The sequence below is a fragment of the Hydrogenophaga sp. NH-16 genome, from assembly GCF_004006415.1.
GTDB lineage: Bacteria > Pseudomonadota > Gammaproteobacteria > Burkholderiales > Burkholderiaceae_C > Hydrogenophaga > Hydrogenophaga pseudoflava.
The window spans coordinates 4,232,635-4,254,232 of record NZ_CP029344.1 but is presented as its reverse complement, the minus strand read 5'-3'; the positions used below and the strand labels follow the sequence as shown (position 1 = coordinate 4,254,232).

The 21,598-nt window shown below is 67.8% G+C and carries 22 protein-coding genes and 1 riboswitch; of the genes, 10 read left to right on the top strand and 12 right to left on the bottom strand.

Annotated elements, in window-relative coordinates:
- Positions 1 to 20 precede the first annotated feature (20 nt).
- From DD542_RS20515 to rplM, 3 genes are all read right to left on the bottom strand, one after another.
- Positions 21 to 728, bottom strand: a complete 708-nt coding sequence (locus tag DD542_RS20515) for a DUF6776 family protein (protein ID WP_066155182.1) — start codon at positions 726 to 728, stop codon at positions 21 to 23.
- Positions 729 to 821: 93 nt separating this feature from the next.
- Positions 822 to 1,214: a 30S ribosomal protein S9 gene (gene rpsI, locus DD542_RS20510; protein WP_066155186.1), complete on the bottom strand. Its 393-nt coding sequence runs from the start codon at positions 1,212 to 1,214 to the stop codon at positions 822 to 824.
- Positions 1,215 to 1,224: 10 nt separating this feature from the next.
- Complete coding sequence (gene rplM / locus DD542_RS20505; RefSeq protein ID WP_066155189.1) at positions 1,225 to 1,656, bottom strand: 50S ribosomal protein L13; 432 nt, start codon at positions 1,654 to 1,656, stop codon at positions 1,225 to 1,227.
- 193 nt (positions 1,657 to 1,849) lie between these two features.
- Between rplM and rlmJ the strand changes: the two genes are divergently transcribed.
- The 6 genes from rlmJ to DD542_RS20475 all read left to right on the top strand — a co-directional run bounded on the left by rlmJ (position 1,850) and on the right by DD542_RS20475 (position 6,689).
- Positions 1,850 to 2,764, top strand: a complete 915-nt coding sequence (gene rlmJ, locus DD542_RS20500; RefSeq protein WP_066155192.1) for a 23S rRNA (adenine(2030)-N(6))-methyltransferase RlmJ — start codon at positions 1,850 to 1,852, stop codon at positions 2,762 to 2,764.
- A gap of 118 nt (positions 2,765 to 2,882) precedes the next feature.
- A complete protein-coding gene (gene paaA / locus DD542_RS20495) occupies positions 2,883 to 3,905 on the top strand; it encodes a 1,2-phenylacetyl-CoA epoxidase subunit PaaA (RefSeq protein ID WP_066155195.1) in 1,023 nt (340 codons plus the stop codon).
- Entirely contained in the window at positions 3,902 to 4,204 is a 303-nt protein-coding gene (gene paaB, locus DD542_RS20490) for a 1,2-phenylacetyl-CoA epoxidase subunit PaaB (RefSeq protein WP_066155201.1), read from the top strand. The genes paaA and paaB overlap by 4 nt, the downstream gene beginning before the upstream one ends.
- On the top strand, positions 4,204 to 5,046 hold the full coding sequence (gene paaC / locus DD542_RS20485; RefSeq protein WP_127806881.1) for a 1,2-phenylacetyl-CoA epoxidase subunit PaaC: 843 nt from the start codon (positions 4,204 to 4,206) through the stop codon (positions 5,044 to 5,046). The genes paaB and paaC overlap by 1 nt, the downstream gene beginning before the upstream one ends.
- 5 nt (positions 5,047 to 5,051) lie before the next feature.
- On the top strand, positions 5,052 to 5,576 hold the full coding sequence (gene paaD, locus DD542_RS20480; protein ID WP_127806880.1) for a 1,2-phenylacetyl-CoA epoxidase subunit PaaD: 525 nt from the start codon (positions 5,052 to 5,054) through the stop codon (positions 5,574 to 5,576).
- A 3-nt stretch (positions 5,577 to 5,579) separates the two neighbouring features.
- Entirely contained in the window at positions 5,580 to 6,689 is a 1,110-nt protein-coding gene (locus DD542_RS20475; protein ID WP_127806879.1) for a 2Fe-2S iron-sulfur cluster-binding protein, read from the top strand.
- A 45-nt stretch (positions 6,690 to 6,734) separates the two neighbouring features.
- Here DD542_RS20475 and DD542_RS20470 read toward each other — a convergent pair whose 3' ends face one another.
- The 7 genes from DD542_RS20470 to ahcY all read right to left on the bottom strand — a co-directional run bounded on the left by DD542_RS20470 (position 6,735) and on the right by ahcY (position 15,930).
- Positions 6,735 to 8,435, bottom strand: coding sequence for an AMP-binding protein (locus DD542_RS20470; protein ID WP_127806878.1), 1,701 nt, complete (start codon positions 8,433 to 8,435; stop codon positions 6,735 to 6,737).
- A 162-nt stretch (positions 8,436 to 8,597) separates the two neighbouring features.
- Positions 8,598 to 9,875: an aminotransferase class I/II-fold pyridoxal phosphate-dependent enzyme gene (locus DD542_RS20465; RefSeq protein ID WP_127806877.1), complete on the bottom strand. Its 1,278-nt coding sequence runs from the start codon at positions 9,873 to 9,875 to the stop codon at positions 8,598 to 8,600.
- 34 nt (positions 9,876 to 9,909) lie between these two features.
- Positions 9,910 to 10,455, bottom strand: a complete 546-nt coding sequence (locus DD542_RS20460; RefSeq protein ID WP_241559613.1) for a septal ring lytic transglycosylase RlpA family protein — start codon at positions 10,453 to 10,455, stop codon at positions 9,910 to 9,912.
- A complete protein-coding gene (locus DD542_RS20455; RefSeq protein WP_164868446.1) occupies positions 10,452 to 12,449 on the bottom strand; it encodes an autotransporter outer membrane beta-barrel domain-containing protein in 1,998 nt (665 codons plus the stop codon). The genes DD542_RS20460 and DD542_RS20455 overlap by 4 nt, the downstream gene beginning before the upstream one ends.
- A gap of 455 nt (positions 12,450 to 12,904) precedes the next feature.
- Positions 12,905 to 13,744 (bottom strand): methylenetetrahydrofolate reductase [NAD(P)H], encoded by an 840-nt coding sequence (gene metF, locus DD542_RS20450; RefSeq protein ID WP_127806875.1) that lies wholly within the window; start codon positions 13,742 to 13,744, stop codon positions 12,905 to 12,907.
- Positions 13,729 to 14,490: a TlyA family RNA methyltransferase gene (locus tag DD542_RS20445; protein WP_066155221.1), complete on the bottom strand. Its 762-nt coding sequence runs from the start codon at positions 14,488 to 14,490 to the stop codon at positions 13,729 to 13,731. The genes metF and DD542_RS20445 overlap by 16 nt, the downstream gene beginning before the upstream one ends.
- A 6-nt stretch (positions 14,491 to 14,496) precedes the next feature.
- Positions 14,497 to 15,930, bottom strand: a complete 1,434-nt coding sequence (gene ahcY / locus DD542_RS20440) for an adenosylhomocysteinase (protein ID WP_127806874.1) — start codon at positions 15,928 to 15,930, stop codon at positions 14,497 to 14,499.
- A 74-nt stretch (positions 15,931 to 16,004) separates the two neighbouring features.
- Positions 16,005 to 16,093: riboswitch (S-adenosyl-L-homocysteine riboswitch) on the bottom strand.
- Positions 16,094 to 16,148: 55 nt separating this feature from the next.
- Between ahcY and DD542_RS20435 the strand changes: the two genes are divergently transcribed.
- Entirely contained in the window at positions 16,149 to 16,961 is an 813-nt protein-coding gene (locus tag DD542_RS20435; protein ID WP_127806873.1) for an HAD-IIB family hydrolase, read from the top strand.
- Positions 16,958 to 18,211: an MFS transporter gene (locus tag DD542_RS20430; protein WP_127806872.1), complete on the top strand. Its 1,254-nt coding sequence runs from the start codon at positions 16,958 to 16,960 to the stop codon at positions 18,209 to 18,211. The genes DD542_RS20435 and DD542_RS20430 overlap by 4 nt, the downstream gene beginning before the upstream one ends.
- Here the strand turns inward: DD542_RS20430 and DD542_RS20425 are convergent.
- Positions 18,188 to 19,282 (bottom strand): YeeE/YedE family protein, encoded by a 1,095-nt coding sequence (locus tag DD542_RS20425; RefSeq protein ID WP_127806871.1) that lies wholly within the window; start codon positions 19,280 to 19,282, stop codon positions 18,188 to 18,190. The two genes, DD542_RS20430 and DD542_RS20425, sit on opposite strands and share 24 nt — an antisense overlap.
- Before the next feature lie 134 nt (positions 19,283 to 19,416).
- Between DD542_RS20425 and DD542_RS20420 the strand changes: the two genes are divergently transcribed.
- The gene (locus tag DD542_RS20420; RefSeq protein ID WP_066155236.1) at positions 19,417 to 19,824 is read left to right on the top strand and encodes a hypothetical protein; all 408 of its coding nucleotides are present in this window, start codon (positions 19,417 to 19,419) and stop codon (positions 19,822 to 19,824) included.
- Here the strand turns inward: DD542_RS20420 and DD542_RS20415 are convergent.
- Positions 19,811 to 20,542, bottom strand: coding sequence for a class I SAM-dependent methyltransferase (locus tag DD542_RS20415; RefSeq protein WP_127806870.1), 732 nt, complete (start codon positions 20,540 to 20,542; stop codon positions 19,811 to 19,813). The two genes, DD542_RS20420 and DD542_RS20415, sit on opposite strands and share 14 nt — an antisense overlap.
- 133 nt (positions 20,543 to 20,675) lie before the next feature.
- Between DD542_RS20415 and DD542_RS20410 the strand changes: the two genes are divergently transcribed.
- Positions 20,676 to 21,578, top strand: a complete 903-nt coding sequence (locus DD542_RS20410; RefSeq protein ID WP_066155242.1) for an SMP-30/gluconolactonase/LRE family protein — start codon at positions 20,676 to 20,678, stop codon at positions 21,576 to 21,578.
- Positions 21,579 to 21,598: the final 20 nt, after the last annotated feature.

The window sequence follows — 21,598 nt, the reverse complement described above, 5'->3', positions numbered from 1 at the left end:
CGTGCTCCGGTGTGGCGGAATCAGAGTTTGATGGTGTGAAGGGCCTTGACGGCTCCACCCTGGAGGATTCTGGCGGTCACGGTTTTTACCACGGCCCGCGAAGGAACGTCCACGAGCCCTTCCTGCCGCAGATAGCCCTTGATCAGGACCGCCTGCGGCGTCGCTGCATGCTGCGCCGACCACGGGTTGCCATCCAGCGTGCCAGCGAAACTGATCTCCATCTGCCCTTTGAAGTCAGGGGCATTCTTTTCGGCCTGGATCATCAGGACCTGCCATTTGAGCTGGGTTTCTGCGACCCGTTCGATCTGGAGGCCCCGGATGCTCGGCGCACCCGACCCGGTGCCTGGGATCAGGCGCTCGAAAAAGCCCAGATCGCTGCGCAGCGCCAGGTTGTCGGCCTGCAACTGCCGGATCTGCAGCAGCAGTTGCTCTTGCGCAGTCTTCTCGGTGGTCAGCAAGCTCTCAGAGGTGTTGGCCACCGATTGCGCCTTGCCCAGCGCCTCCCGCAGTTGGCTCACTTCCGTGCGCAACTGCTCCAGCTCCTGTTTGGCGTTGCGGTCCAGCCCCGCAATTTCCTTGCCGAACTCGAAAGCCCAGAGCGCCAGCGCCCCGGAGAACCCCAGCACGACCGCGGCCAGCAACCAACGCAGCGGCCAGGGCATGGTGCTGCGGATGGCCATGCGCGGTGCACTGACCGTCAACCGTCTGCGCAGCAGGCGCAATCTCATGGGACTGGTCCTTTCAGGACGCGGGTGGTCACAAAAAACAAAAACCGCCCCAAGACGAGCTTGAAGGCGGTTGTTGTGGCAGTGAGCGGCGTGTTAACGCTTGCTGAACTGCTTGGCGCGGCGCGCAGAACGCAGACCGACCTTCTTACGCTCGACCTCACGGGCATCGCGGGTCACGAAGCCGGCGTTGGACAGCTCGGACTTCAGTGCGGTGTCGTAGTCGATCAGGGCGCGGGTGATGCCATGGCGGACCGCGCCGGCCTGGCCGGATTCGCCACCACCGTGCACGTTCACCTGGATGTCGAACGTCTCGGCGTTGTTTGTCAGCAGCAGAGGCTGCTTGGCAATCATGATCGAGGTCTGGCGGCCGAAGTACTGTTCGATGTCCTTGCCGTTGACCGTGATCTTGCCGGTGCCTTTTTTCAGAAACACACGGGCGACGCTGGATTTGCGACGGCCGGTGCCATTGTTCCATTCACCAATCATCGTCGGCTCCTCAGATGTCCAGCACTTGCGGCTGTTGGGCGGTGTGCGGGTGCTCGGCGCCGCCGTACACCTTGAGCTTCTTGATCATGGCGTAGCCCAGAGGACCCTTGGGCAGCATGCCCTTGACGGCCTTCTCGAGCGCGCGGCCGGGGTGCTTGGCCTGCATGTCGCGGAAGCTGGTGGCGTAGATACCGCCCGGGAAGCCCGAGTGACGGTAGTACATCTTGTCGGTGTTCTTGGTACCGGTCACACGCAGCTTGGCTGCGTTGATGATGACGATGAAGTCACCGGTGTCGACGTGAGGCGTGTAGATGGCCTTGTGCTTGCCGCGCAGACGGAGGGCCACTTCACTGGCGACCCGTCCGAGAACCTTGTCGGTTGCGTCAATCACAAACCACTCGTGCTTCACGTCAGCGGGCTTGGCGCTGAACGTTTTGGTCATGAGTTTTCTCTTGCGAGTTGGTTTGGCGGACCCTTTTCCACGGTCGGTCGTTCTCTGACGGAACGCTCTTAGGTGGTGTTGATGGCTTCGTCGCGGGGCCACGAAATCGCTGCGAAGCCAAGCATTGTACGATTTTTCACCACCGGCTGGCAAATAGGGCCCGTAACAGGCCGGCCGGCGCTACCATCGCCCGATGTTCAGTTACCGCCACGCCTTCCACGCCGGCAACCATGCCGACGTGCTCAAACACATCACCCTGATGGCCACCCTGCGCCATCTGATGAAGAAGGAGGCGGGCATCACCCTGGTCGACACCCACGCCGGCGCCGGCTTGTACCGGCTGGACGGCGACTACGCCGAAAAAGGCGGGGAAGCCGCAGACGGTATCGTGAAGCTGATGGCGGCGATGCGGCCAGCCACCGGCACGCCGCCCGCGTCCACCGCGGCGCTTGATGACTACCTCGACCTGATCGCAGGCTTCAACCCGGACGGCCAGTTGCGCGTCTACCCGGGCTCGCCATTCGTGATGCAGGCTCTGATGCGCACCGAGGCACGCGACCGCCTCAAGCTGTTCGAACTGCACCCGACCGACAGCCGCACGCTGAACGCCAACATCGCCCAGCTCGAAGCCGGGCGCCAGATCGCGGTCGCGATGCAAGACGGATTCGAGGGCCTCAAACCCCTGCTGCCCCCGCCGCCATCGGTGTCGGGCTCCAAACGCGCGCTGGTGCTGATCGATCCGAGCTACGAGATCAAGAGCGACTACGCCAAAGTGAGTGCCTGCATACAGGAATGCCTCAAGCGCTTTCCAACCGGCACCTACCTGGTGTGGTACCCGATCATTCCCCGGGCCGAGGCGCACGACCTGCCGCGCAAGCTCAAGACCCTGTGCAACCACGCCAAACGCCCCTGGTTACATGCCACGCTGAACATCAGCCACGGCCCGCTGGCCCTCGGCGAGCGGCCGGGACTGACCGCCAGCGGCATGTTCGTGATCAACCCGCCGCACACACTGAAGGCCGAACTGCAGGCCACGCTGCCGCTGCTGGTGACGCTGCTGGGACGTGGCCGCGGCCAGGCGCAGTCCGTGGAAGCGGGCGGCGCCTGAAGCCGGGAAACGGGCCACGGGTAATTCCCGATCCGCGCCTTGCGAATTAACCAACCGATCGGTCGGCTATTTCCCTATACTGCGCATCCACCCCGCTTGGCGGGTGCAGGAGACGCGCATGTACACCCAATCATTTTCCGTCGCTGATGGCGAAGCCAAGGGCGCGCCCAAGGCCGGCGCGACGCCCATCCGCGCCGAGGACGCCGCGCTGCAGGCGCATTTCGACACCGTGATCGACGCCGACGGCAAGATCGAGCCGCGCGACTGGATGCCCGAGGCCTATCGCAAGACCCTGGTGCGCCAGATCAGCCAGCACGCGCACAGCGAGATCGTCGGCATGCTGCCCGAAGGCAACTGGATCAGCCGCGCGCCCAGCCTCAAGCGCAAGGCCATCCTGATCGCCAAGGTGCAGGACGAAGGCGGCCACGGTCTCTATCTGTATTCGGCGGCAGAGACCCTGGGCACCAGCCGCGACCAGATGCTGGACGCGCTGCACAGTGGCAAAGCCAAGTACAGCTCCATCTTCAACTACCCGACGCTCAACTGGGCGGATGTGGGTGTGATCGGCTGGCTGGTGGACGGCGCGGCGATCATGAACCAGATTCCGCTGTGCCGCTGCAGCTACGGCCCTTATGCCCGCGCCATGATCCGCGTCTGCAAGGAAGAAAGCTTCCACCAGCGCCAGGGCTACGAGGCCCTGCTGGTGATGATGCAGGGCACGGCCGAGCAGAAGGCCATGGTGCAGGACGCTGTCAACCGCTACTGGTGGAAGTGCCTGGCCATGTTTGGCCCGCCGGACGACAACAGCCCCAACAGCGTGCAAGGCATGCGCTGGGGCATCAAGCGCATCAGCAACGACGACCTGCGCCAGAAGTTCGTGGACGCCACCGTGCCGCAGGCCGAGGTGCTGGGCGTGACCCTGCCCGACCCCGACCTGAAATGGAACGAGGCGCGCGGCCACTGGGACTACGGCCAGATCGACTGGGACGAGTTCTGGGCCACCGTCAATGGCCACGGCCCAATGAACAAGGAGCGCCTGGCCACCCGCGTGAAGGCGCACGAGCAAGGCGCCTGGGTGCGCGAGGCCGCGCTGGCCCATGCCCGCAAGCAGCAGCAACGTCAGCAGAAGGAGGCCGCATGAACAACGCAACACCGGCATTGAAGGAATGGCCCCTCTGGGAGGTCTTCGTCCGCAGCAAGCAGGGCCTGGAACACAAGCACTGCGGCAGCCTGCACGCCAGCGATGCGCGCCACGCGCTGCAGATGGCGCGCGACGTCTACACCCGCCGCCAGGAAGGCGTGAGCATCTGGGTCGTGCCGTCCACCGCCATCACGGCCAGCGAGCCTGACAGCAAGGACAGCTTCTTCGACCCGGCGGCCGACAAGGTCTACCGCCACCCGACCTTCTACGAGATCCCGGACCAAGTGGGGCACATGTGATGAAGGCGCCGGTCGACTACATCCTCCATCTGGCCGACAGCGCCCTGGTGCTGGGCCAGCGCAACGCCGAGTGGTGCGGTCACGGCCCCATCCTCGAAGAGGACCTGGCCCTGGCCAACAACAGCCTGGACCTGATCGGGCAGGCGCGACTGCTTTACCAGCACGCGGCCGACCTGATCAACGGCGACGGCGCACTGGCGCAGCGATTCGCCCACCTGCAGGGCGCGCGGCAGGACGGCCGTGTGACCGAGGACACCCTGGCCTACTTCCGCGACACCGCCGAGTTCCGCAACCACACGATCATGGAACTGCCGCACCACGGCCCGCTGGTCGGCTACGCCGTGGCTGAGCGCGACTACGCGACCACCATCGCGCGCAACTTCCTGGTCAGCGCGCTGATGGTGCTGGTGTGGGACCGCTTGCAGTCGTCGAAGGATGCGCAACTGGCCGGCATTGCCGCCAAGTCGCTCAAGGAGGTGCGCTACCACCTGCAGCACGCCAGCGACTGGCTGGTGCGTTTGGGCGACGGCACCGAAGAGTCGCACCGCCGCGCGCAGGACGCCATCGACCACCTGCTGCCTTTCTGCGAAGCCTTCTGGCAACCCGGCCCGACCGAGCTGGCAGCGGCGCAGGACGGCACGGGTGTGGACATCAACACCCTGCGCGAGCCCTGGAATCTGCTGGTCAACGAGACGCTGAGCGAGGCCACGCTGACCCGCCACGACCAGCCCCACCAAGGCTATGTGGCGCAGGGCCACGTGGGTGTGCATTCGGAGCACCTGGGCTTTCTCCTGGCCGAGATGCAAAGCCTGGCCCGCGCCCACCCGACCGCGGTCTGGTGAACACCATGGGCGCAACCACCGAGTCGTCGCTGCAGGCCCTCGAGCGGGCGCTGGCGCACCTGGCCGACCCCGAGATCCCGGTGGTCAGCCTGAGCGAGCTGGGCATCCTGCGTGAGGTGCGCGAGGGCAGCGACGGTGTGCCTGAGGTGGTCATCACCCCCACCTACAGCGGCTGCCCGGCCATGGGCCAGATCGAGGACGATATCGTCACCGTGCTGCGCGAGGCCGGCTTGCCCGGCCGCGTGGTGACCCAGCTCTCGCCGGCTTGGACCACCGACTGGATGAGCGATGCCGCCAAAGAGAAGCTTCGTGCCTACGGCATCACGCCGCCGCAATGCGGCAGCAGCCGAGCAGCGCCATCGGGCGTGCTCCAGTTCAGCCGCCATGCAGCGCGACCCGTGGACGTGCCCTGCCCTCAATGCGGATCGCACAACACGACGCAGACCGCCCCCTTTGGCTCCACGGCCTGCAAGGCGCTGTACCGCTGCCTGGACTGCCTGGAACCCTTCGACTACTTCAAGCCGTACTGAACCATGAGCACCGCCGCCGCCCGCTTCCACGACCTCACCGTCTCGCGCATCGACCCCGAGGCCGCCGGCGCCGTCGCCGTCTCGCTGGCCATCCCCGAAGCCTTGCGCGACACCTTTGCCTTCGAGCCCGGCCAGTTCCTCACCCTGCGCGCAACCATCGGAGGCCAGGACGTGCGGCGCAGCTACTCGATCAGCAGCCCGCGCAGCCGGCTGGCGACACACGGCGAAGTGACGCTGGGCATCCGGCCGGTGGAAGGCGGCGTGTTCTCCAACTGGGCGGCCACACAGCTGCGGTCAGGGGATACGCTGCGCGTGATGCCCCCCGACGGCCGCTTCACCATCCACAAGCCGCGCGCGATCCACCGCGTGGGCTTTGCGGCGGGCTCGGGCATCACGCCCATCCTGTCGATCATGGCCAGCACGCTGGAGGAGTCGCCCGACGCCAAGTTCACCCTGGTCTACGGCAACCGCCGCATGGCCAGCGTGATGTTCAACGAGGCGCTGCAGGACCTCAAGGACCGCCACCCTGACCGCCTGACTCTGATCCACGTGCTCTCGCGCCAGGCGCAGGAAGTGCCCCTGCTCGAAGGCCGCATCGACGGTGACAAGGTGCGCGAGATCATCGGCGCACTGCTGCCGGTCGGCAGCATGGACGAGGTGTTTGTGTGTGGCCCCGAGGCCATGATCGAAGCCACCGAGAAAGCGCTGCTGGACGCTGGCGTGCGACCCGACCGCATACACACCGAACGCTTCACGTCACCGACGCTGGAGGCGCTCCCGGCTGCGCAACGCCAGGCCACCGTGCTCGGTCATCCGGCCGTGCGCACCGAGGGGGAGGTGGCGCTGACCGTGGTGCTCGACGGCAAGCCGCACCAACTGCGCATGGGCAAGGACGAACACGTGTTGGACGTGGCGCTGAACGCCGGGCTGGACCTGCCCTGGTCGTGCCGGGGCGGTGTGTGCTGCACATGCCGCGCCAAGGTGATGGCGGGGGCGGTGACCATGGACAAAAACTTCACGCTCGAACCCTGGGAGACGGAAAAAGGCTTCGTGCTCAGCTGCCAGGCCCGGCCGACCACCGACACGTTGGTGGTGAGCTACGACGAGCGCTGAGCGCGGCGCCTGGCGCAAAGCCCGGCCACCCGACGCCAGCGGGCGTCAAGCGTTTGCGGGCGGGTCCGACGGGACCGTTGCAGCCCCGACGTCGCGCAGTTCTCGGCGCAGGATCTTGCCGATGTTGGTCTTGGGCAGCGGCTCGCTTCGAAACGCCACCACGCGCGGCATCTTGTAGCCTGTCAGGTGCTGCTTGCAGTGCGCGAGCACGTCGGCTTCGGTCAGGTCCGGGTCGCTGCGCACGACCACCACCTTGACCGCTTCGCCCGAACGCTCGTCGCGCACGCCGACCGCCGCGGCCTCCTGCACACCGGGGTGCAGGGTCAGCACGTCCTCGATCTCGTTGGGGAACACCTTGAACCCCGAGACCACGATCATGTCTTTCTTGCGGTCGGTGATGCGGATGCTGCCGCGCTCGTCCATCACCCCCATGTCGCCGGTGCGCAGCCAGCCATCGGCGATGAACGCCTTGGCCGTCTCTTCGGGGTGGTTCCAGTAGCCCTGCATCACCTGCGGGCCGCGCAGGCAGATTTCACCGACCTCGCCCATGCCCAGATGCGCGCCATCGTCGTCGAGGATGGCCGCCTCCGTGCTCGGCAGTGGGACGCCGATCTGCCCGCTCCACTCCGGGATGGTGACCGGGTTGGCGATCGCCACCGGCGCGCTTTCGGTGAGGCCGTAGCCTTCCACCAGCGGCACGCCGGCCCGCGCTTTCCAGCGATGGGCCACCACCTGCTGCACCGCCATGCCGCCAGCCACCGCCAGCTTCAGCGGGCGCAGGTCCACCCGGGCAAAACCGGGTGCATCGAGCAGGGCACGAAAGAGGGTGTTGACACCGATGATCGCGGTGAAGCGGGTCTCCCGCAGCACCTGCAGAAAGGCCGGCAGATCGCGCGGATTGGGAATCAGCACCGCCTGCGCACCCTTGCTGAAAAAGGACAGCGCACCGGTCAGCGCGAACACGTGGTACAGCGGCAGCGGCAGGATCAGCGTCTCCTCGCCATCGTTCAGGTTGGGCGACATCCAGGCACCCACCTGGAGCACGTTGGCCACCATGTTGCCGTGGCTGAGCATGGCCCCTTTGGCCACGCCGGTGGTGCCACCGGTGTACTGCAGGAAGGCGAGATCACCGTGCTGGAGCGGCACATCGTCCAGCGTCTGTGCACGGCCGGCGGCCAGTGCCCGTCGAAAGTCCACCGCACCCTTCAGCCGCCAGGGCGGCACCAGCTTCTTCACATGCTTGACCACGGCGTTCGTCAGCAGCCGCTTCACCGCAGGCAGCAAGTCCCCCACCTGCGTCGTCACCACTGTGCGCACGGGGGTCGATGCGATCACCTGTTCCAGCGTGTGCGCAAAGTTCTCCAGCACCACGATGGCCCGGACATCTGCGTCTTTCAACTGGTGCTCCAGCTCGCGCGGCGTGTAGAGCGGGTTGACATTCACCACCACCATGCCCGCGCGCAACACACCGAACAGCACCACCGGGTACTGCAACAGGTTGGGCATCATGAGGGCGACGCGGTCGCCACGCTGCAGACCCGCCACCTTCTGCAGCCAGGCCGCGAACGCGCGGCTGGCGTCGTCGAGCTGGCGAAAACTGATCGTCGCGCCCATTGAGCGGTAAGCCGGCCGGTCGGCAAAGCGCTCGCAACTCGATGCCAGCATGTCCTTGAGCGACGCAAACCGGTGAACGTCGATCTCTGCCGGTACCCCGGCCGGGTATTGACTGAGCCAGGGTCTGTCCATGTGTCCACCTCGTTCTTGCGACAAGCCGCCGCGCCACCGCGACCAGCAAGGGCCAATATGCCACGCGCACGCCGCTGGCGGCTGCGCGAGATCAAGGCCGGTGCAGCCCGGAGACAGAAAAGAACCCGCCAAAGCGGGTTTCACGGGCACGCGGGCGGTGGCTCACACCTTCGCCAGCGCCTGCTCCAGATCGGCCATCAGGTCGTCGATGTGCTCGATGCCGATGGACAGGCGAACCATGTCTGCGCTCACGCCGGCCTTCTTCATTTCGTCCGGGTTGAGCTGACGGTGCGTGGTCGAGGCCGGGTGGCAGGCCAGCGACTTGGCGTCGCCGATGTTGACCAGACGAGTGAAGAGTTGCAGCGCGTCCTGGAAACGCGTGCCCGCAGCGATGGCGTCATCCGATTTCAGGCCGAAGCTGATGATGCCGGAGGCTCGGCCGCCCATGTACTGCTGCACCAGCGCGTGGTCTTTGTGGCCGGGCAGGCCGGCGTAGTTGACCCAGGCCACCTTGGGGTGGTCCTGCAGGTGGTTGGCGATCCTGACGGCGTTGTCGCAGATGCGGTCCATGCGCAGCGCCAGGGTCTCGATGCCCTGCAGGATCTGGAAGGCGTTCATGGGCGAGAGCGCCGCGCCCATGTTGCGCAGTGGCACCACGCGGGCGCGGGCGATGTAGGCGGCCGGGCCCAGGGCCTCGGTGTAGACCACGCCGTGGTAGCTCACGTCGGGTTCGTTCAGTCGCTTGAAGCGCGCCTTGTGCTCGGCCCAGGGGAACTTGCCGCTGTCGACGATCGCACCACCGATGCTGGTGCCGTGGCCGCCCAGGTACTTGGTCAGCGAGTGCACCACGATGTCGGCGCCGTGCTCGAACGGACGGCACAGGTAGGGGCTGGTCACGGTGTTGTCCACGATCAGCGGCACGCCGGCCGCGTGCGCCACCTTCGCAAGCGCGCCAATGTCGGTCACGTTGCCCAGCGGGTTGCCCACCGATTCGCAGTAGATGGCCTTGGTGCGCTCGTCGATCAGCGCGGCGAACGCGGCCAGATCACGCGGGTCGGCGAAACGCACCGTGATGCCCTGCTGCGGGAAGGTGTGCGCGAACAGGTTGTAGGTGCCGCCGTAGAGCGTCGAGGCCGAGACGATGTTGTCGCCCGCTTCGGCGATGGTCTGGATGGCGTAGGTGATGGCCGCCATGCCCGAGGCCACGGCCAGCGCACCGATGCCGCCTTCCAGCGCCGCGAGGCGTGCCTCCAGCACCCCGTTGGTGGGATTCATGATGCGGCTGTAGATGTTGCCCGCGACCTTGAGGTCGAACAGGTCGGCACCGTGCTGGGTGTTGTCGAAGGCGTACGCGACGGTCTGGTAGATCGGCACGGCGACGGCCTTGGTGGTGGGATCGGGCGTGTAGCCGCCGTGCACGGCGATGGTTTCGATTTTCATGCGGGTCTCCTTGGGGTGCTGGATGAACAACCGGTCATTCTGGCAGCAACTCGACCTGGGTCACGCCTCGGTCCTGCAGCCCCAGCGCGTTGAACGCGGCCTGGCTGAGGTCGATGACGCGCGAGCGCTTGAAGGGGCCGCGGTCGTTGATGCGGACCACCACCTCCTTGCCCGTGACCACGCTGCGCACGCGCACGCGGGTGCCGAAGGGCAGCGTCCTGTGCGCGGCGGTGAAGGCGTGGCGGTCGTAGCGCTCACCGCTGGCGGTGCGACGGCCGTGGAACTTGCTGCCATACCAGGACGCCAACCCCTTTTCGAGAACGCCTGCGGAGTCGCGGGACCCGTCCGGGCTGCGAGCCCCGTCAGCGGACCGTTCGGCGGCTGCGGACCCGGCGGGATCTGCCAGGATGTCGCTGTTGCGGGTCGGGGGAATGGCGGTGCCGGGGGGCACCACCGGCGCGACCGCCGGCAGCGGGTCGGTGGCGGCCCCGGCTGGAACCGGGCCGGCGAGCGGCGTGGCACAGCCCGCCAGCACCGCCATCAGCAAAGACGGCGCGAAGAGCCGTGCGCAGCGCTTCAAAAGCGCCAGTCCAGACGCAGGCTGACGCTCTGATCGGTCATTTTCCCGCGCAGGCTCAGGTCGTAGTGCACGCGCATTTCCATGGCATCGCCGACCTTGTGGGCCACACCCAGCCCCAGCTCGGCCAGGATGCGCCGCTGCTCCGATCCGGGGGTTGAAAACACCGGACCCCCCCCCACGAACTGGGCCGAGGTGCTGTCGCGACCGCCGGACAGGTCGTACCCGACGGCGGCCTGCGCGAGCAGATGGCTCTGCCCGCCCAGCGGATGGCGTGCCTCCACGCCCAGCTTGGCGACCAGTTCCTCTGCCTTCTGGGCTGCGACCCGCAGGTCAAGCGCCCCGGCACCTGTTTCGGTGTAGGCGTTGTTGCGCGCGCGGCGCCAGTCGAAACCCACCGAGGGCGTGACCGAGGTGGTGGCCAGGGTCATGGGGCGCCCCATGCTCAGCCCCAGGTGCGAGGCATGGCCGCGGTAGCTGGCCTTGGCCGACCGTCCGATGAAACCCAGGCTGCGCTCGGACTTGACCGAGCTGCGCGTGGCGTCGGCCTGCCATTGCAGGCGCCATGCCGAGAGGTCGTAGGAACCATAGCCCAGCACCTGGACACTTTCCAGATCGCTGCGGTGCCCCAGCGCGAAGTCACGACCGTCCACACGGCCATCCAGGTAAGCCAGTCCGAAGCCCAGGGTGCTGCCGGACACCATGGACGCCTGGTAACCACCCGCCAGACCTTGTGTGCGCACCCGGTAACCGCTGGCCTGGCGGTAGCGGTCCTGATCCACCCGGTGGTTCAGCGGCTGGACCCAGAGTCCCGTGCCGGGCTTCGCGTCGGCGCCGTCCGGACCACCCACGGCCTGCTGCCCGAGCACGGCCGAACCAGTGCTCGAGACATGTGCCAGCAGGGCCTGGGCCGCGTTGCCATGCATCGAGGGCATGGCCTGCCCGACGGCCCTCGCCACCGACGCGTCGTCGGGCAGACGCCCCAGGGCCGTCACCACGACATCCCAGTCCGTGCCTGTGCGCCCGCCGCGGATGTAGCCATCCAGCACCTGGGCGGTCGGTACACCGTTGATCAATCCCGCCTGGATGGTCGCCGGCACGATGCCCTGCCCAGAGGTCGGCTCTGGCGCGGGCGCGGAACCACCACCATGGCTGCTGCCACCACCGCCCCCGGGCTCCGGCACCGAGCCTGTCCCGGCCGCCTCCACCCGCAGGTCGACCTGGTTGCCGTTGGTCTGCGACTGGAAGTTGAACAGGGCGCTGTTGTCAGACACATTCGTGGCCGGAGCTTCGTTGTTCAGGGTGCCCCCCCCCGTGGCGGTCACCACGCCCGCCAGCGTGTCGCCTGCGGCCAGGGAGGTGCCGCTGACCTCCACATAGAACGTGGCGCTGGGCTGCAGGTTCACATTGCCAGACACCGTCAGGCGCCCGAAACTGGAAGAACTGCTGGCCCCCAGGCTCAAGGCTCCGGACTGCGTGTAGTTGCCCGTGATCTGGGCGTTGATGCCCTCGGGAACGTGCAGGGTGCCGGCGTTGCGGAAAGCGTCCGGCGTGAGGGATTCGGCCACGATGACATGCGGGGTCGCCCCCACCACCAGACGCGCACCCGACTGGATGCGGAACAGGCTGGATTCGAAGGTGTTTTCGGTGGTGAAGACGGCGCCGGACAAGACGTTGACGGAACCGCCCGTGTTGCTAACCGCCCCAGTGATGCTTGCCGAAGTACCGCTCAGGTTGATGATGGTGTTGTAGGTCAGGATCCCGCCCTGGATGCGGCCCGAGTTGTTGAGTGTGCTGAGCGTGCGGGCAGGCTCGGACACAATAGCATTCGCGCTGCTTGTACCCGCCTGTATCACGGCACCCGACTCGTTGTTCAGGACATTGATCGTGCCGTCGTTGTACACGCCCAAAGCGAACGGGCCACCTTCAATGCGTCCGTAGTTCGTGATCTGGGTGATCGAGCCCTCGTTCAAGATACCGTCGGTCTGGCTGCTCACGATACGGCCACTGTTGGTGATCTGAACGCCGGTGCTCGTGCCCGGAACCCGCACCCCCGCCTCCAAACCACCTACACCGGTGATGCTGCCCAAGGGGGCGGTCACCGACAGCGCATCACCGGTTTGCAACTGGCATTCACCGATGCGGGCATCCGCAACCGAAATCGCACCCGACCCGACACACGAGCCAGTTCCGGCCATGGCGCTCGGGACCTGTCCCCCCACAGCCAGAACGGACGCCGTTGCGAGTCCGGTGGCCGCCTGCCGAAGATCGCGGCGCTTGATCCGCTGACTACCTGACCTGGGAGAGTATGCTGGCTGCTTCGTCATGAATTCCACCTGGATGAAGTCTGGACAGAAGGCGGGCGGCATCCCACCCTTCTAGCAAAAGTAGTATTTTCTTACATCTTGTCGCATTTCAGCCGAATCCAGGCGGAAGGTTGTTGCAGAAATCACTACTTCGGCGATGAACCCGCCAGCCGCCGCACGATCTCCAGCGTCGCCACGCTCTGGTTCATGGTGTAGAAGTGCAGCGCGGGCGCACCGGCACTGCGCAGCCGATCACACAGATCGGTCACCACATCCAGCCCGAAAGCCTTGATGGACTCGGTGTCGTCGCCGAAGGCCTGCAGGCGCAGCCGGATCCAGCGCGGGATCTCGGCGCCGCAGGCGTCCGAGAACCGCAGCAGCTGCGAGGAACTGGTGATCGGCATGATCCCGGGCACCACCGGCACATCGGCCCCGTGCCGGCGTGCCTCGTCCACGAAACGGAAATAGGCGTCGGCGCTGTAGAAGTACTGCGTGATGGCCGAGTCGGCGCCCGCCTTCACCTTGGTCACATAGGCCTGCAGGTCCGCCTCGGGTGATTTGGCCTGCGGGTGGATCTCCGGGTAGGCGGCCACCTCGATGTGGAAGTCGCGCCCGGTCTCCTCGCGGATGAAGGTCACCAGATCACTCGCATGCTGGAACTCGCCGCCCAGGCCGTAGCCACTGGGCAGGTCGCCGCGCAGCGCCACCAGGCGCCGCACGCCCATGGCCTTGAGCGTGGCCAGCTGCTCGCGCACGCCGGCCTTGGTGGCGCCGATGCACGAGAAGTGCGAGGCCGCGTCCACGCCGTCGGCGAGGATCGCCTGCACGGTGTCGAAGGTGCCCTTCTGGGTGGAGCCACCGGCGCCATAGGTCACCGAGCAGAACTCGGGCTTCAGGGCATACAGCTTCTGGCGCACCACGCGCAGCTTCTCGGCACCCTCGGGCGTCTTGGGCGGAAAGAATTCAAAACTCAGGGGCAGGCCCATACGAAGAACTCCCGGTTGCCATCACCGCCGGTGATGGCGCTTTCAAAATAGTCCCGCAGTCGCAGGCCGTTGTCGTCGCAGGCCTGTGCGATGCGTTGTTGCACGAGCGCGTGGCTCGCGGTGTCTTTCACCAGCCCGCCTTTGCCGATGTGTTCGGGCTGCAGTTCGAACTGCGGCTTGACCAGCATCAGCAAGCTGGCGCCCGGCTTGAGCAGCGGCACGAGGGCCGGCCACACCAGGGTCTGCGAGATGAAGGACAGATCGCCCACCACCAGGTCGAAGGGCGCGGCCGCCGTGTCTCCACCCAGCGCCGCCAGTTGCGCCGCCGTCAGCTCGCGCGCGTTGCACTTCTCGATGCAGACCACGCGCTTGTCGGCGCGCAGCTTAGGATGCAGCTGGCCTTGGCCAACGTCCACGCCCACCACCTGCGCCGCGCCGCGCTGCAGCAGGCAGTCGGTGAAGCCGCCGCTGCTCTGTCCCACGTCGAGGCAGCGCAGGCCGGTCACGTCGATCCCGCAGTGCGCCAGTGCGCCGTCGAGCTTGAGCCCGCCGCGCGAGACGAAGCGCGACTCCGCCGTGTCCAGCAGTTGCAGTTCCGCCGTCTCGCGCAGCTCTTCGCCGTTCTTGGCCACGGCCTTCCAGTCGCCGCCAGGCAGGCGCCAGCGCACGCCCGCGGCGATCAGCCGCTGGGCCTGCGAGCGCGACGCGGCCAGCCCCCGATCAACGAGCAACTGGTCAGCGCGCATCGGTGATCAATACCGGTACGTATCGGGCTTGTACGGACCCTGCTTCGGCACGCCGATGTAGGCCGCCTGCTCGTCGCTCAGCTCGGTCAGCATCGCGCCGACCTTCTTCAGGTGCAGGCGCGCGACCTTCTCGTCCAGGTGCTTGGGCAGCACATAGACCTTGCCCACGTCGTAGCCCTCGGGGTGGGTGAACAGCTCGATCTGCGCGATGGTCTGGTTGGCAAACGAGTTGGACATCACGAAGCTGGGGTGGCCCGTGCCGCAGCCCAGGTTCACCAGACGGCCCTTGGCCAGCAGGATGATGCGCTTGCCGTCCGGGAAGATCACGTGGTCCACCTGGGGCTTGATCTCTTCCCACTGGCACTTCTCTTCCAGCCTGGCGACCTGGATCTCGTTGTCGAAGTGGCCGATGTTGCAGACGATGGACTGGTCCTTCATCGCGGCCATGTGTTCGTAGGTGATCACGTCGCGGTTGCCGGTGGTGGTCACGAAGATGTCGGCCTTGTCGGCCGCCCATTCCATGGTCACGACCTTGAAGCCTTCCATCGCGGCCTGCAGGGCGTTGATGGGATCGATTTCGGTCACCCACACCTGGGCGCTGAGGGCACGCAGGGCCTGGGCCGAGCCCTTGCCCACGTCGCCATAGCCCGCCACCACGGCCACCTTGCCGGCGATCATCACGTCGGTGGCGCGCTTGATGCCGTCGACCAGCGATTCGCGGCAGCCGTAGAGGTTGTCGAACTTGCTCTTGGTGACCGAGTCGTTGACGTTGATGGCGCGGAACATCAGCGTGCCCTTGGCCGACATTTCCTTGAGGCGGTGCACGCCGGTGGTGGTCTCTTCGGTCACACCGATGATCTGGGCGCTCTTGCGGCTGTACCAGGTGCTGTCTTCGGCCAGCTTGGCCTTGATCGCGGCGAACAGGATGCGCTCTTCCTCGCTGCCCGGGTTGGCCAGCACCGACAGGTCCTTCTCGGCGCGCTTGCCCAGGTGCATCAGCAGCGTGGCGTCGCCGCCGTCGTCCAGGATCATGTTCGGGCCTTCGCCTTCGCTGCCCTTGGGGCCGAAGTCGAAGATGCGGTGGGTGTAGTCCCAGTAGTCGACCAGGGTCTCGCCCTTGACGGCGAACACCGGCGTGCCGGCGGCGGCGATGGCGGCGGCGGCGTGGTCCTGCGTCGAGAAGATGTTGCACGAGGCCCAGCGCACGTCGGCGCCCAGGGCCTTGAGGGTCTCGATCAGCACGGCCGTCTGGATGGTCATGTGCAGCGAGCCGGTGATGCGCGCGCCCTTCAGGGGCTGCTTGACCGCGAACTCTTCGCGGATGGCCATCAGGCCGGGCATCTCGGTCTCGGCGATCTTGATTTCTTTGCGGCCCCAGTCGGCCAGGCCGATGTCGGCGATGACGCAGTCGGTGGCGACGGCGGGAATGCGTGCGTTCATGGTTCGCTCCATTGAAGGTTGATGAACCACTTCACGGGCGAGAGGGGGACAAAAAAAAGCCCATCGCACAGAGAAGTGGATGAGCGTCGTTGCATGGATGTCCGAGCCTCACGAACCGCGCCGACCGGGGGGTCGGGGGTGCGCTGCAACGCTCCTCGGATGGCCGCGATTCTACCGCAGGCGCCGATTCTGGGCATCTGCGAAACTGGCGGGCCTTTATGACCCATTCCCTGCTTTCCGACTGGCCGCTGGCCGAGCGCGCGCGCATCCACGGCGTGCTCACCGACATCGACGACACCCTGACCACCGACGGCGCCATCACGCCCGACGCGCTGGCGGCGCTGCACGCCTTGCGCGCCGCGGGCCTGCCGGTGTTCGCCATCACCGGCCGACCCGCGGGCTGGAGCGAGCCGTTTGCGCTGGCCTGGCCGGTGGACGCCATCGTGGCGGAGAACGGCGCGGTGGCGCTCTGGCGCGGCACCGACGGTTCGCTGCAGAAGGACTGGCTGCAGGACGAAGCCACCCGCAGCGCCAACTTCGCCCGCCTGCAGGCGGTGGCGCAGCGGGTGCTGGCCGAGCTGCCGCACACCCGCCTGTCGCAGGACAGCCCGGGGCGCGAGACCGACATCGCCATCGACCACAGCGAGTTCGCCCACCTGCACGAGGCCGATATCCAGCGCGTGGTGGCGCTGATGCGCGAAGGCGGGCTCAACGCCACCGTCAGCTCCATCCACATCAACGGCTGGATCGGCGAACACCACAAGCTCGAAGGTGCGCGCTGGATCGTGCGCCAGCGGCTGGGCCGCGACCTCGACGCCGAGCTCGACCGCTGGGTCTACGTGGGTGACTCGACCAACGACGCGCTCATGTTCGGTCACTTCCCGCACAGCGTGGGCGTGGCCAACATCGCCCGCTTCTGGAACCAGCTGGCGCAGCGTCCGCGCTACGTGACTCGGGGAGAACGTGGCGCCGGGTTTGCCGAGGTGGCGCAAGCCGTGCTGGCCGCGCGCCCGGCCGGAGCCGGCGCATGAGCGGCCCGCTGCGGCCTCCACTGGCCACCCCCGCCCCGGCGGCGGCGCCTGCGCTGGCCCGCCGGGGCCTGTGGGCCATCTTCGTCGCCACCTTCTGCGAGCTGGTCGGCTACTTCATGCTCATGCCCTGGCTGCTGCTGCAGCTCAAGGACGGCGGCGAGTCCACCGCGCTGGCGGGGCTGTTCGCGGCCAGCGGCTGGGTCGGCGTGTTCTTCATGACACCCTTCGCCTCGGCCATCACCCAGCGCCTGGGCCGGCGGCCCACGCTGTGGCTGTCGGCGCTCATCCCCGTGGTCTCCACCACCGGCTTCCTGCTCACCGAAGCCCTGCCCGTCTGGTTCGCCTGCGAGTTCATCGCCGGCGCCGCCTCCGGCCTGCGCTGGGTGCTGGCCGAGGCGGTGGTGGCCGAGTTCGCGCCGCCCCACCAGCGCGGGCGCATGGTGGGCCTCTTCGAAACCATGGTCGGCACCACCTTCGTGATCGGCCCGGCCCTGCTGGCGCTGGTGGGCCCCACCAGCCCGGTGGCGCTGTGGATCGTGCTGGGCTTTCTGGTGCTGGGCCTGCTGGGCAGCCTGTGGATTCCGCGCCTGCCGGCCGCCGCCGACGCGCACGAGGCGCGCGTGGGCCTGCACGGCGTCTGGCACGCGCTGCGCGCGCACCCGCTGATCATGACGGTCGGCTTCGTCGGCGGCTTCTTTGAAAGCGGCCTGACCTCCATCCTGCCGCTCTACGGTCTGGCGCTGGGCATGGGGGCCGCCGCAGCGGCGCTGCTGGTGTCGGCCAGCGGCCTGGGCAGCGCGCTGATGATGCTGCCCGCCGGCATGGCGGCGGACCGGCCCTCGCTGCAGCAGCGCCACGGCGGCGAACACGGCGCCCGGGTGCTGATCCTGCACGCCTGCGCCCTGATCACCCTGCTGGCGACGGTGCTGATTCCCTTCGTGGCCGGCGCCCCCTGGCTGGCGGCGGCGGTGGCCTTCGTCTGGGGCGGCGCGGGCGGCAGTCTGTACACGCTCGCCATGATCGACATCGGCTCGCGGGAGGAAGGCATCACCCTGGTCAACAGCACGGCGGTGCTGGTGCTCTCGTACACGCTGGGCGGCGTGCTGGCGCCGGCGCTGGGCGCCGCCATGCTGGACTGGGCGCCGGTGATCGGCTTTCCGGCGCTGCTGCTGGCCGTGGCCGGGCCGGGCTGGTGGCTGCTGCGGCGCGAGCACCGCCGCCTGCGTTCAGGGCGCCGCGGCCGCGCCTGATGCCGCACCGGCCGGCTCGGCCGGCCGGGGACGGTCCAGCACCCGGTCGGCCAGGCCGCCGCCGACCCACATGCCCGCCAGCGTGAGCCAGGCGGTGACGGCGAAGATGGCGCCGCCGGTCATGCCAGCCCCCACCGCGCAGCCGCCGGCCAGCATGGAGCCGAAGCCCATGAGGATGGCGCCGATGATGTAGCGCGGCATGGTGTAGCCGCCGCCGAAACCTTCGAGCTTCCAGTCGCCCCTCACCAGCGCGCCGATGAGCGAACCCAGGAACACGCCCGGCATCAGGCCCAAGTCGAAGTTCCAGGGCTCGTCCGGGTTGCTCAGCACGCGCATCAGCCACTCGGCCGAGGGTCCGCTGAAGGTCATGCCCTGCACCTGGACCGGCTCGAAGGAGTGCGCCAGCACCTGGTAGGTGAACAGCCAGGCCAGGGCCACCGCCAGGCCGGTGCCGATGCCGCCCAGCCATTTCCAGACGCCCCAGCCGCTGTAGTAGGCGAAGAAGCCCGCGGTCACCATCCACACCGCGCCGAAGGCCAGACCGTCGTTCGGACCCACGCCGACCAGGGCCAGCAGGCTGCGCGCCGGTCCGCCGTCCACCACCCACAGCCCGGCGATGGCCTCGCGCCAGGGTGCCAGCACGCCGGCCAGCGAGGCCTGCGCCGTGACCGCGAAGATCAGCCCCGAGAGCAGCGCGCGCAGGTTGCCGTTGGCCGAGAGCACCAGCAGGCGGCTGGCACAGCCGCGCGTCATGACCATGCCGACGCCGAAGATCAGACCACCGATCAGCGCGCCCGACAGACTGCCTTTGGAAGCGAGCTGCCGCGCCGTGCTGACGTCCAGCAGCCCGGACACCACGAACAGCTGCACCGCCACCACCGCGGTGGAGAACGCCAGCAGCCACACTGCGAGCTTCTCGCCGAACCGGCCGTGCCAGAACTCGATGACCGCCGCGCGCAGGCAGAACTTCGAGCGCTGCGCAAAAAAGCCGAACAGCAGCCCGCTGAGCAGGCCGCCCACCAGCAGCACCCGGGGCTCTCCGTAGTGTTCGATCCAGGCGGTCCAGTCCATGCGATCCTCATTTATCAAAACATGCGAATTTACGGATGTTATGCCTGTTATCGCCCATTTTTCTTGACGCGGCGCAACATGTGACGGGACGCTAAGCTCCCTGGCGGGCAGTGCCCCCACATGAAAGGACTCCCATGCCCATCCCCTGGCTGACCGCACTGAAGGTGATTCCCTGGGGCGACGTGATCGAACACGCGCCCAAGGTGCTCAAGGGCGCGCGCGACCTGCTGAACCAGCAGCGCCAGCGGCGCCGCGAGGCCGCCGAGCCCGCCCCCGCCCCGGACGCCGCCGTCATCGAGGCGCCCAGCCCCACGCCGCCCGAGCTGCGCGAACTCCAGCAACAGCTGGCCACGGCGCGCGAGGACCTCACCCGGCTGCAGCAGACGCAGGACCAGATCACCCAGACCGTGGCCGAACTGGCCGAACAGAACACCCGGCTGGTGGCCGCGGTGGAGCTGCTGCGCACGCGCACGCGGCTGCTGATGGGGGCGGTGGTGGTGCTGGCGGTGGTGCTGGCCGCCTGGTATTTCAGCGCCGCTTGAAGGGCACCTGGTAGAGCCAGACCGGCTTGCCCTGGACGGTTTCGAGCCGGGCTTTCGGTGTGAAACCGGCGGCCTCGAACTCCAGGCTGGCCAGCCAGGCGCCGGGTGCCAGCTCGGCGGCGGCCTTCTCCATCGCGCGCGGCATGCTCTCGGGCCGCTGGAACAGATAGACCATGTGGTAGCCCGACCAGTCTTCGGCCCATATGTCGGCGCGGCGCACCGTTGCGAAGCGGCAGCGCAGCCGGCACAGCAGGGCCAGCGGCCAGCTCCACTCCAGGCCGTGGACCTGCGCCCGCGGGTACTGGCGGCGCAACGCGATCAGGCCGGCGCCGAGCCCGCAGCCGGCATCCACCACCGCCGCGCCATCGGGCAGCGGCGCCTTCTGCGCCAGCCCGTCCAGTGCGTTCCCCGGCGTGGGGAACAGCGGCGCGTCACCCCAGCTGCCCAGCGGGTACAGGGCCAGCAGCAGTGCCAGCGGCAGCAGCCAGACCCAGCCCGGCACGGCAGCGGCCGCGCCGCTGGCCAGCAGCGAAAGCGGAAAACCGGCGAGCATGAACAGGCGCCGCCAGGGTGTGCGGCCGGTCCAGGCGGCCAGGCCGGCGGCCAGCAGAGCGGGCACAAAGGCCGCCACCGGCCCCAGACCCACCGCCTGAAGGCCCATGAACAAGCCCCAGGCCAGTGCCCAGGTCAGCAGCGCGGGAAGCGGCCAGATCAGCATGCGGGCATTGTCATCGTTCGCGGCGCGGCCACAGCGCAGTCACCGGCGTCGCCAAGGCGATGGTGGCGGCTTGCCTCGGCGGCACGGCGTGTCTATGGTGCGTCTTCCACCACAACATTCAGGAGACACCCCAATGGCCCTCGCCCCCCGCTTTTCCGTGCTCGTCTCAGGCTACACCTTCTTCGAAAGCCCGCGCTGGCGCGACGACCACCTGTGGCTGTCGGACTTCTACACCCACCAGATCATCCGCGTCGACCGGCAGGGCCGGGTGGAAAAAATCGCCGACGTGCCGCAACAGCCCTCGGGCATGGGCTGGCTGCCCGACGGCCGCCTGCTGGTGGTCTCGATGCGCGACCGCAAGGTGTTGCGCCGCGAGGCCGACGGCCGCCTCGTCACGCACGCCGATCTGTCGTCCGTCGCGAACGGTCATGTCAACGACATGGTGGTGGACGCGCAAGGCCGTGCCTACGTGGGCAACTTCGGTTTCGACCTGATGGGCGGCGGCGCGCCACACACCGCCACGCTGGCGCGCGTCGACCCCGACGGCTCGGTGCACGCGGCGGCCGAAGGCCTGTACTTCCCCAACGGCAGCATGATCACGCCCGACGGCCAGACCCTGATCGTCGCGGAAACCATGGGCAACCGCATCTCGGCCTTCGACATCCAGCCCGACGGCCAGCTGGGGCCGCGCCGCGACTGGGCCGCCTGGGGTCCGTTGCCGGCCATGACCGACGTGCCGAGCGTGCTGGGCGCGCTCAAGGCTGCACCCGACGGCGCCACGCTGGACGCCGAGGGCGCGGTGTGGTTCGCCGACGCCGTGGGCCACCGCGTGGTGCGCATGGCCCCGGGCGGCGAGATCCTGGAGAGCATTTCCACCGGGGACCAGGGCGCCTTCGCCTGCACACTCGGCGGCCCCGATGGCCGCACCCTGTTCATCTGCGTGGCGCCGGACTTCCTGGAGCACGCGCGCCAAGCCGCGCGCGAGGCGGCCATCTGGACCACCACCGTGAACGTGCCAGGCGCCGGACGGCCCTGAACCCCGCCGCCCGCCCGACG

Bases quoted from the DNA above. Each gene is read 5' to 3' on its own strand.
- paaA (WP_066155195.1), top strand. From the start codon at position 2,883: ATGTACACCCAATCATTTTCCGTCGCTGATGGCGAAGCCAAGGGCGCG.
- DD542_RS20470 (WP_127806878.1), bottom strand. From the start codon at position 8,435: ATGGACAGACCCTGGCTCAGTCAATACCCGGCCGGGGTACCGGCAGAG.
- rpsI (WP_066155186.1), bottom strand. From the start codon at position 1,214: ATGATTGGTGAATGGAACAATGGCACCGGCCGTCGCAAATCCAGCGTC.
- DD542_RS20415 (WP_127806870.1), bottom strand. From the start codon at position 20,542: ATGCTGATCTGGCCGCTTCCCGCGCTGCTGACCTGGGCACTGGCCTGG.
- DD542_RS20465 (WP_127806877.1), bottom strand. From the start codon at position 9,875: ATGAAAATCGAAACCATCGCCGTGCACGGCGGCTACACGCCCGATCCC.
- ahcY (WP_127806874.1), bottom strand. From the start codon at position 15,930: ATGAACGCACGCATTCCCGCCGTCGCCACCGACTGCGTCATCGCCGAC.
- paaC (WP_127806881.1), top strand. From the start codon at position 4,204: ATGAAGGCGCCGGTCGACTACATCCTCCATCTGGCCGACAGCGCCCTG.
- DD542_RS20430 (WP_127806872.1), top strand. From the start codon at position 16,958: ATGAGCGGCCCGCTGCGGCCTCCACTGGCCACCCCCGCCCCGGCGGCG.
- DD542_RS20445 (WP_066155221.1), bottom strand. From the start codon at position 14,490: ATGCGCGCTGACCAGTTGCTCGTTGATCGGGGGCTGGCCGCGTCGCGC.
- DD542_RS20420 (WP_066155236.1), top strand. From the start codon at position 19,417: ATGCCCATCCCCTGGCTGACCGCACTGAAGGTGATTCCCTGGGGCGAC.
- rlmJ (WP_066155192.1), top strand. From the start codon at position 1,850: ATGTTCAGTTACCGCCACGCCTTCCACGCCGGCAACCATGCCGACGTG.
- metF (WP_127806875.1), bottom strand. From the start codon at position 13,744: ATGGGCCTGCCCCTGAGTTTTGAATTCTTTCCGCCCAAGACGCCCGAG.
- DD542_RS20475 (WP_127806879.1), top strand. From the start codon at position 5,580: ATGAGCACCGCCGCCGCCCGCTTCCACGACCTCACCGTCTCGCGCATC.
- DD542_RS20425 (WP_127806871.1), bottom strand. From the start codon at position 19,282: ATGGACTGGACCGCCTGGATCGAACACTACGGAGAGCCCCGGGTGCTG.
- paaD (WP_127806880.1), top strand. From the start codon at position 5,052: ATGGGCGCAACCACCGAGTCGTCGCTGCAGGCCCTCGAGCGGGCGCTG.
- DD542_RS20410 (WP_066155242.1), top strand. From the start codon at position 20,676: ATGGCCCTCGCCCCCCGCTTTTCCGTGCTCGTCTCAGGCTACACCTTC.
- rplM (WP_066155189.1), bottom strand. From the start codon at position 1,656: ATGACCAAAACGTTCAGCGCCAAGCCCGCTGACGTGAAGCACGAGTGG.
- DD542_RS20515 (WP_066155182.1), bottom strand. From the start codon at position 728: ATGAGATTGCGCCTGCTGCGCAGACGGTTGACGGTCAGTGCACCGCGC.
- paaB (WP_066155201.1), top strand. From the start codon at position 3,902: ATGAACAACGCAACACCGGCATTGAAGGAATGGCCCCTCTGGGAGGTC.
- DD542_RS20435 (WP_127806873.1), top strand. From the start codon at position 16,149: ATGACCCATTCCCTGCTTTCCGACTGGCCGCTGGCCGAGCGCGCGCGC.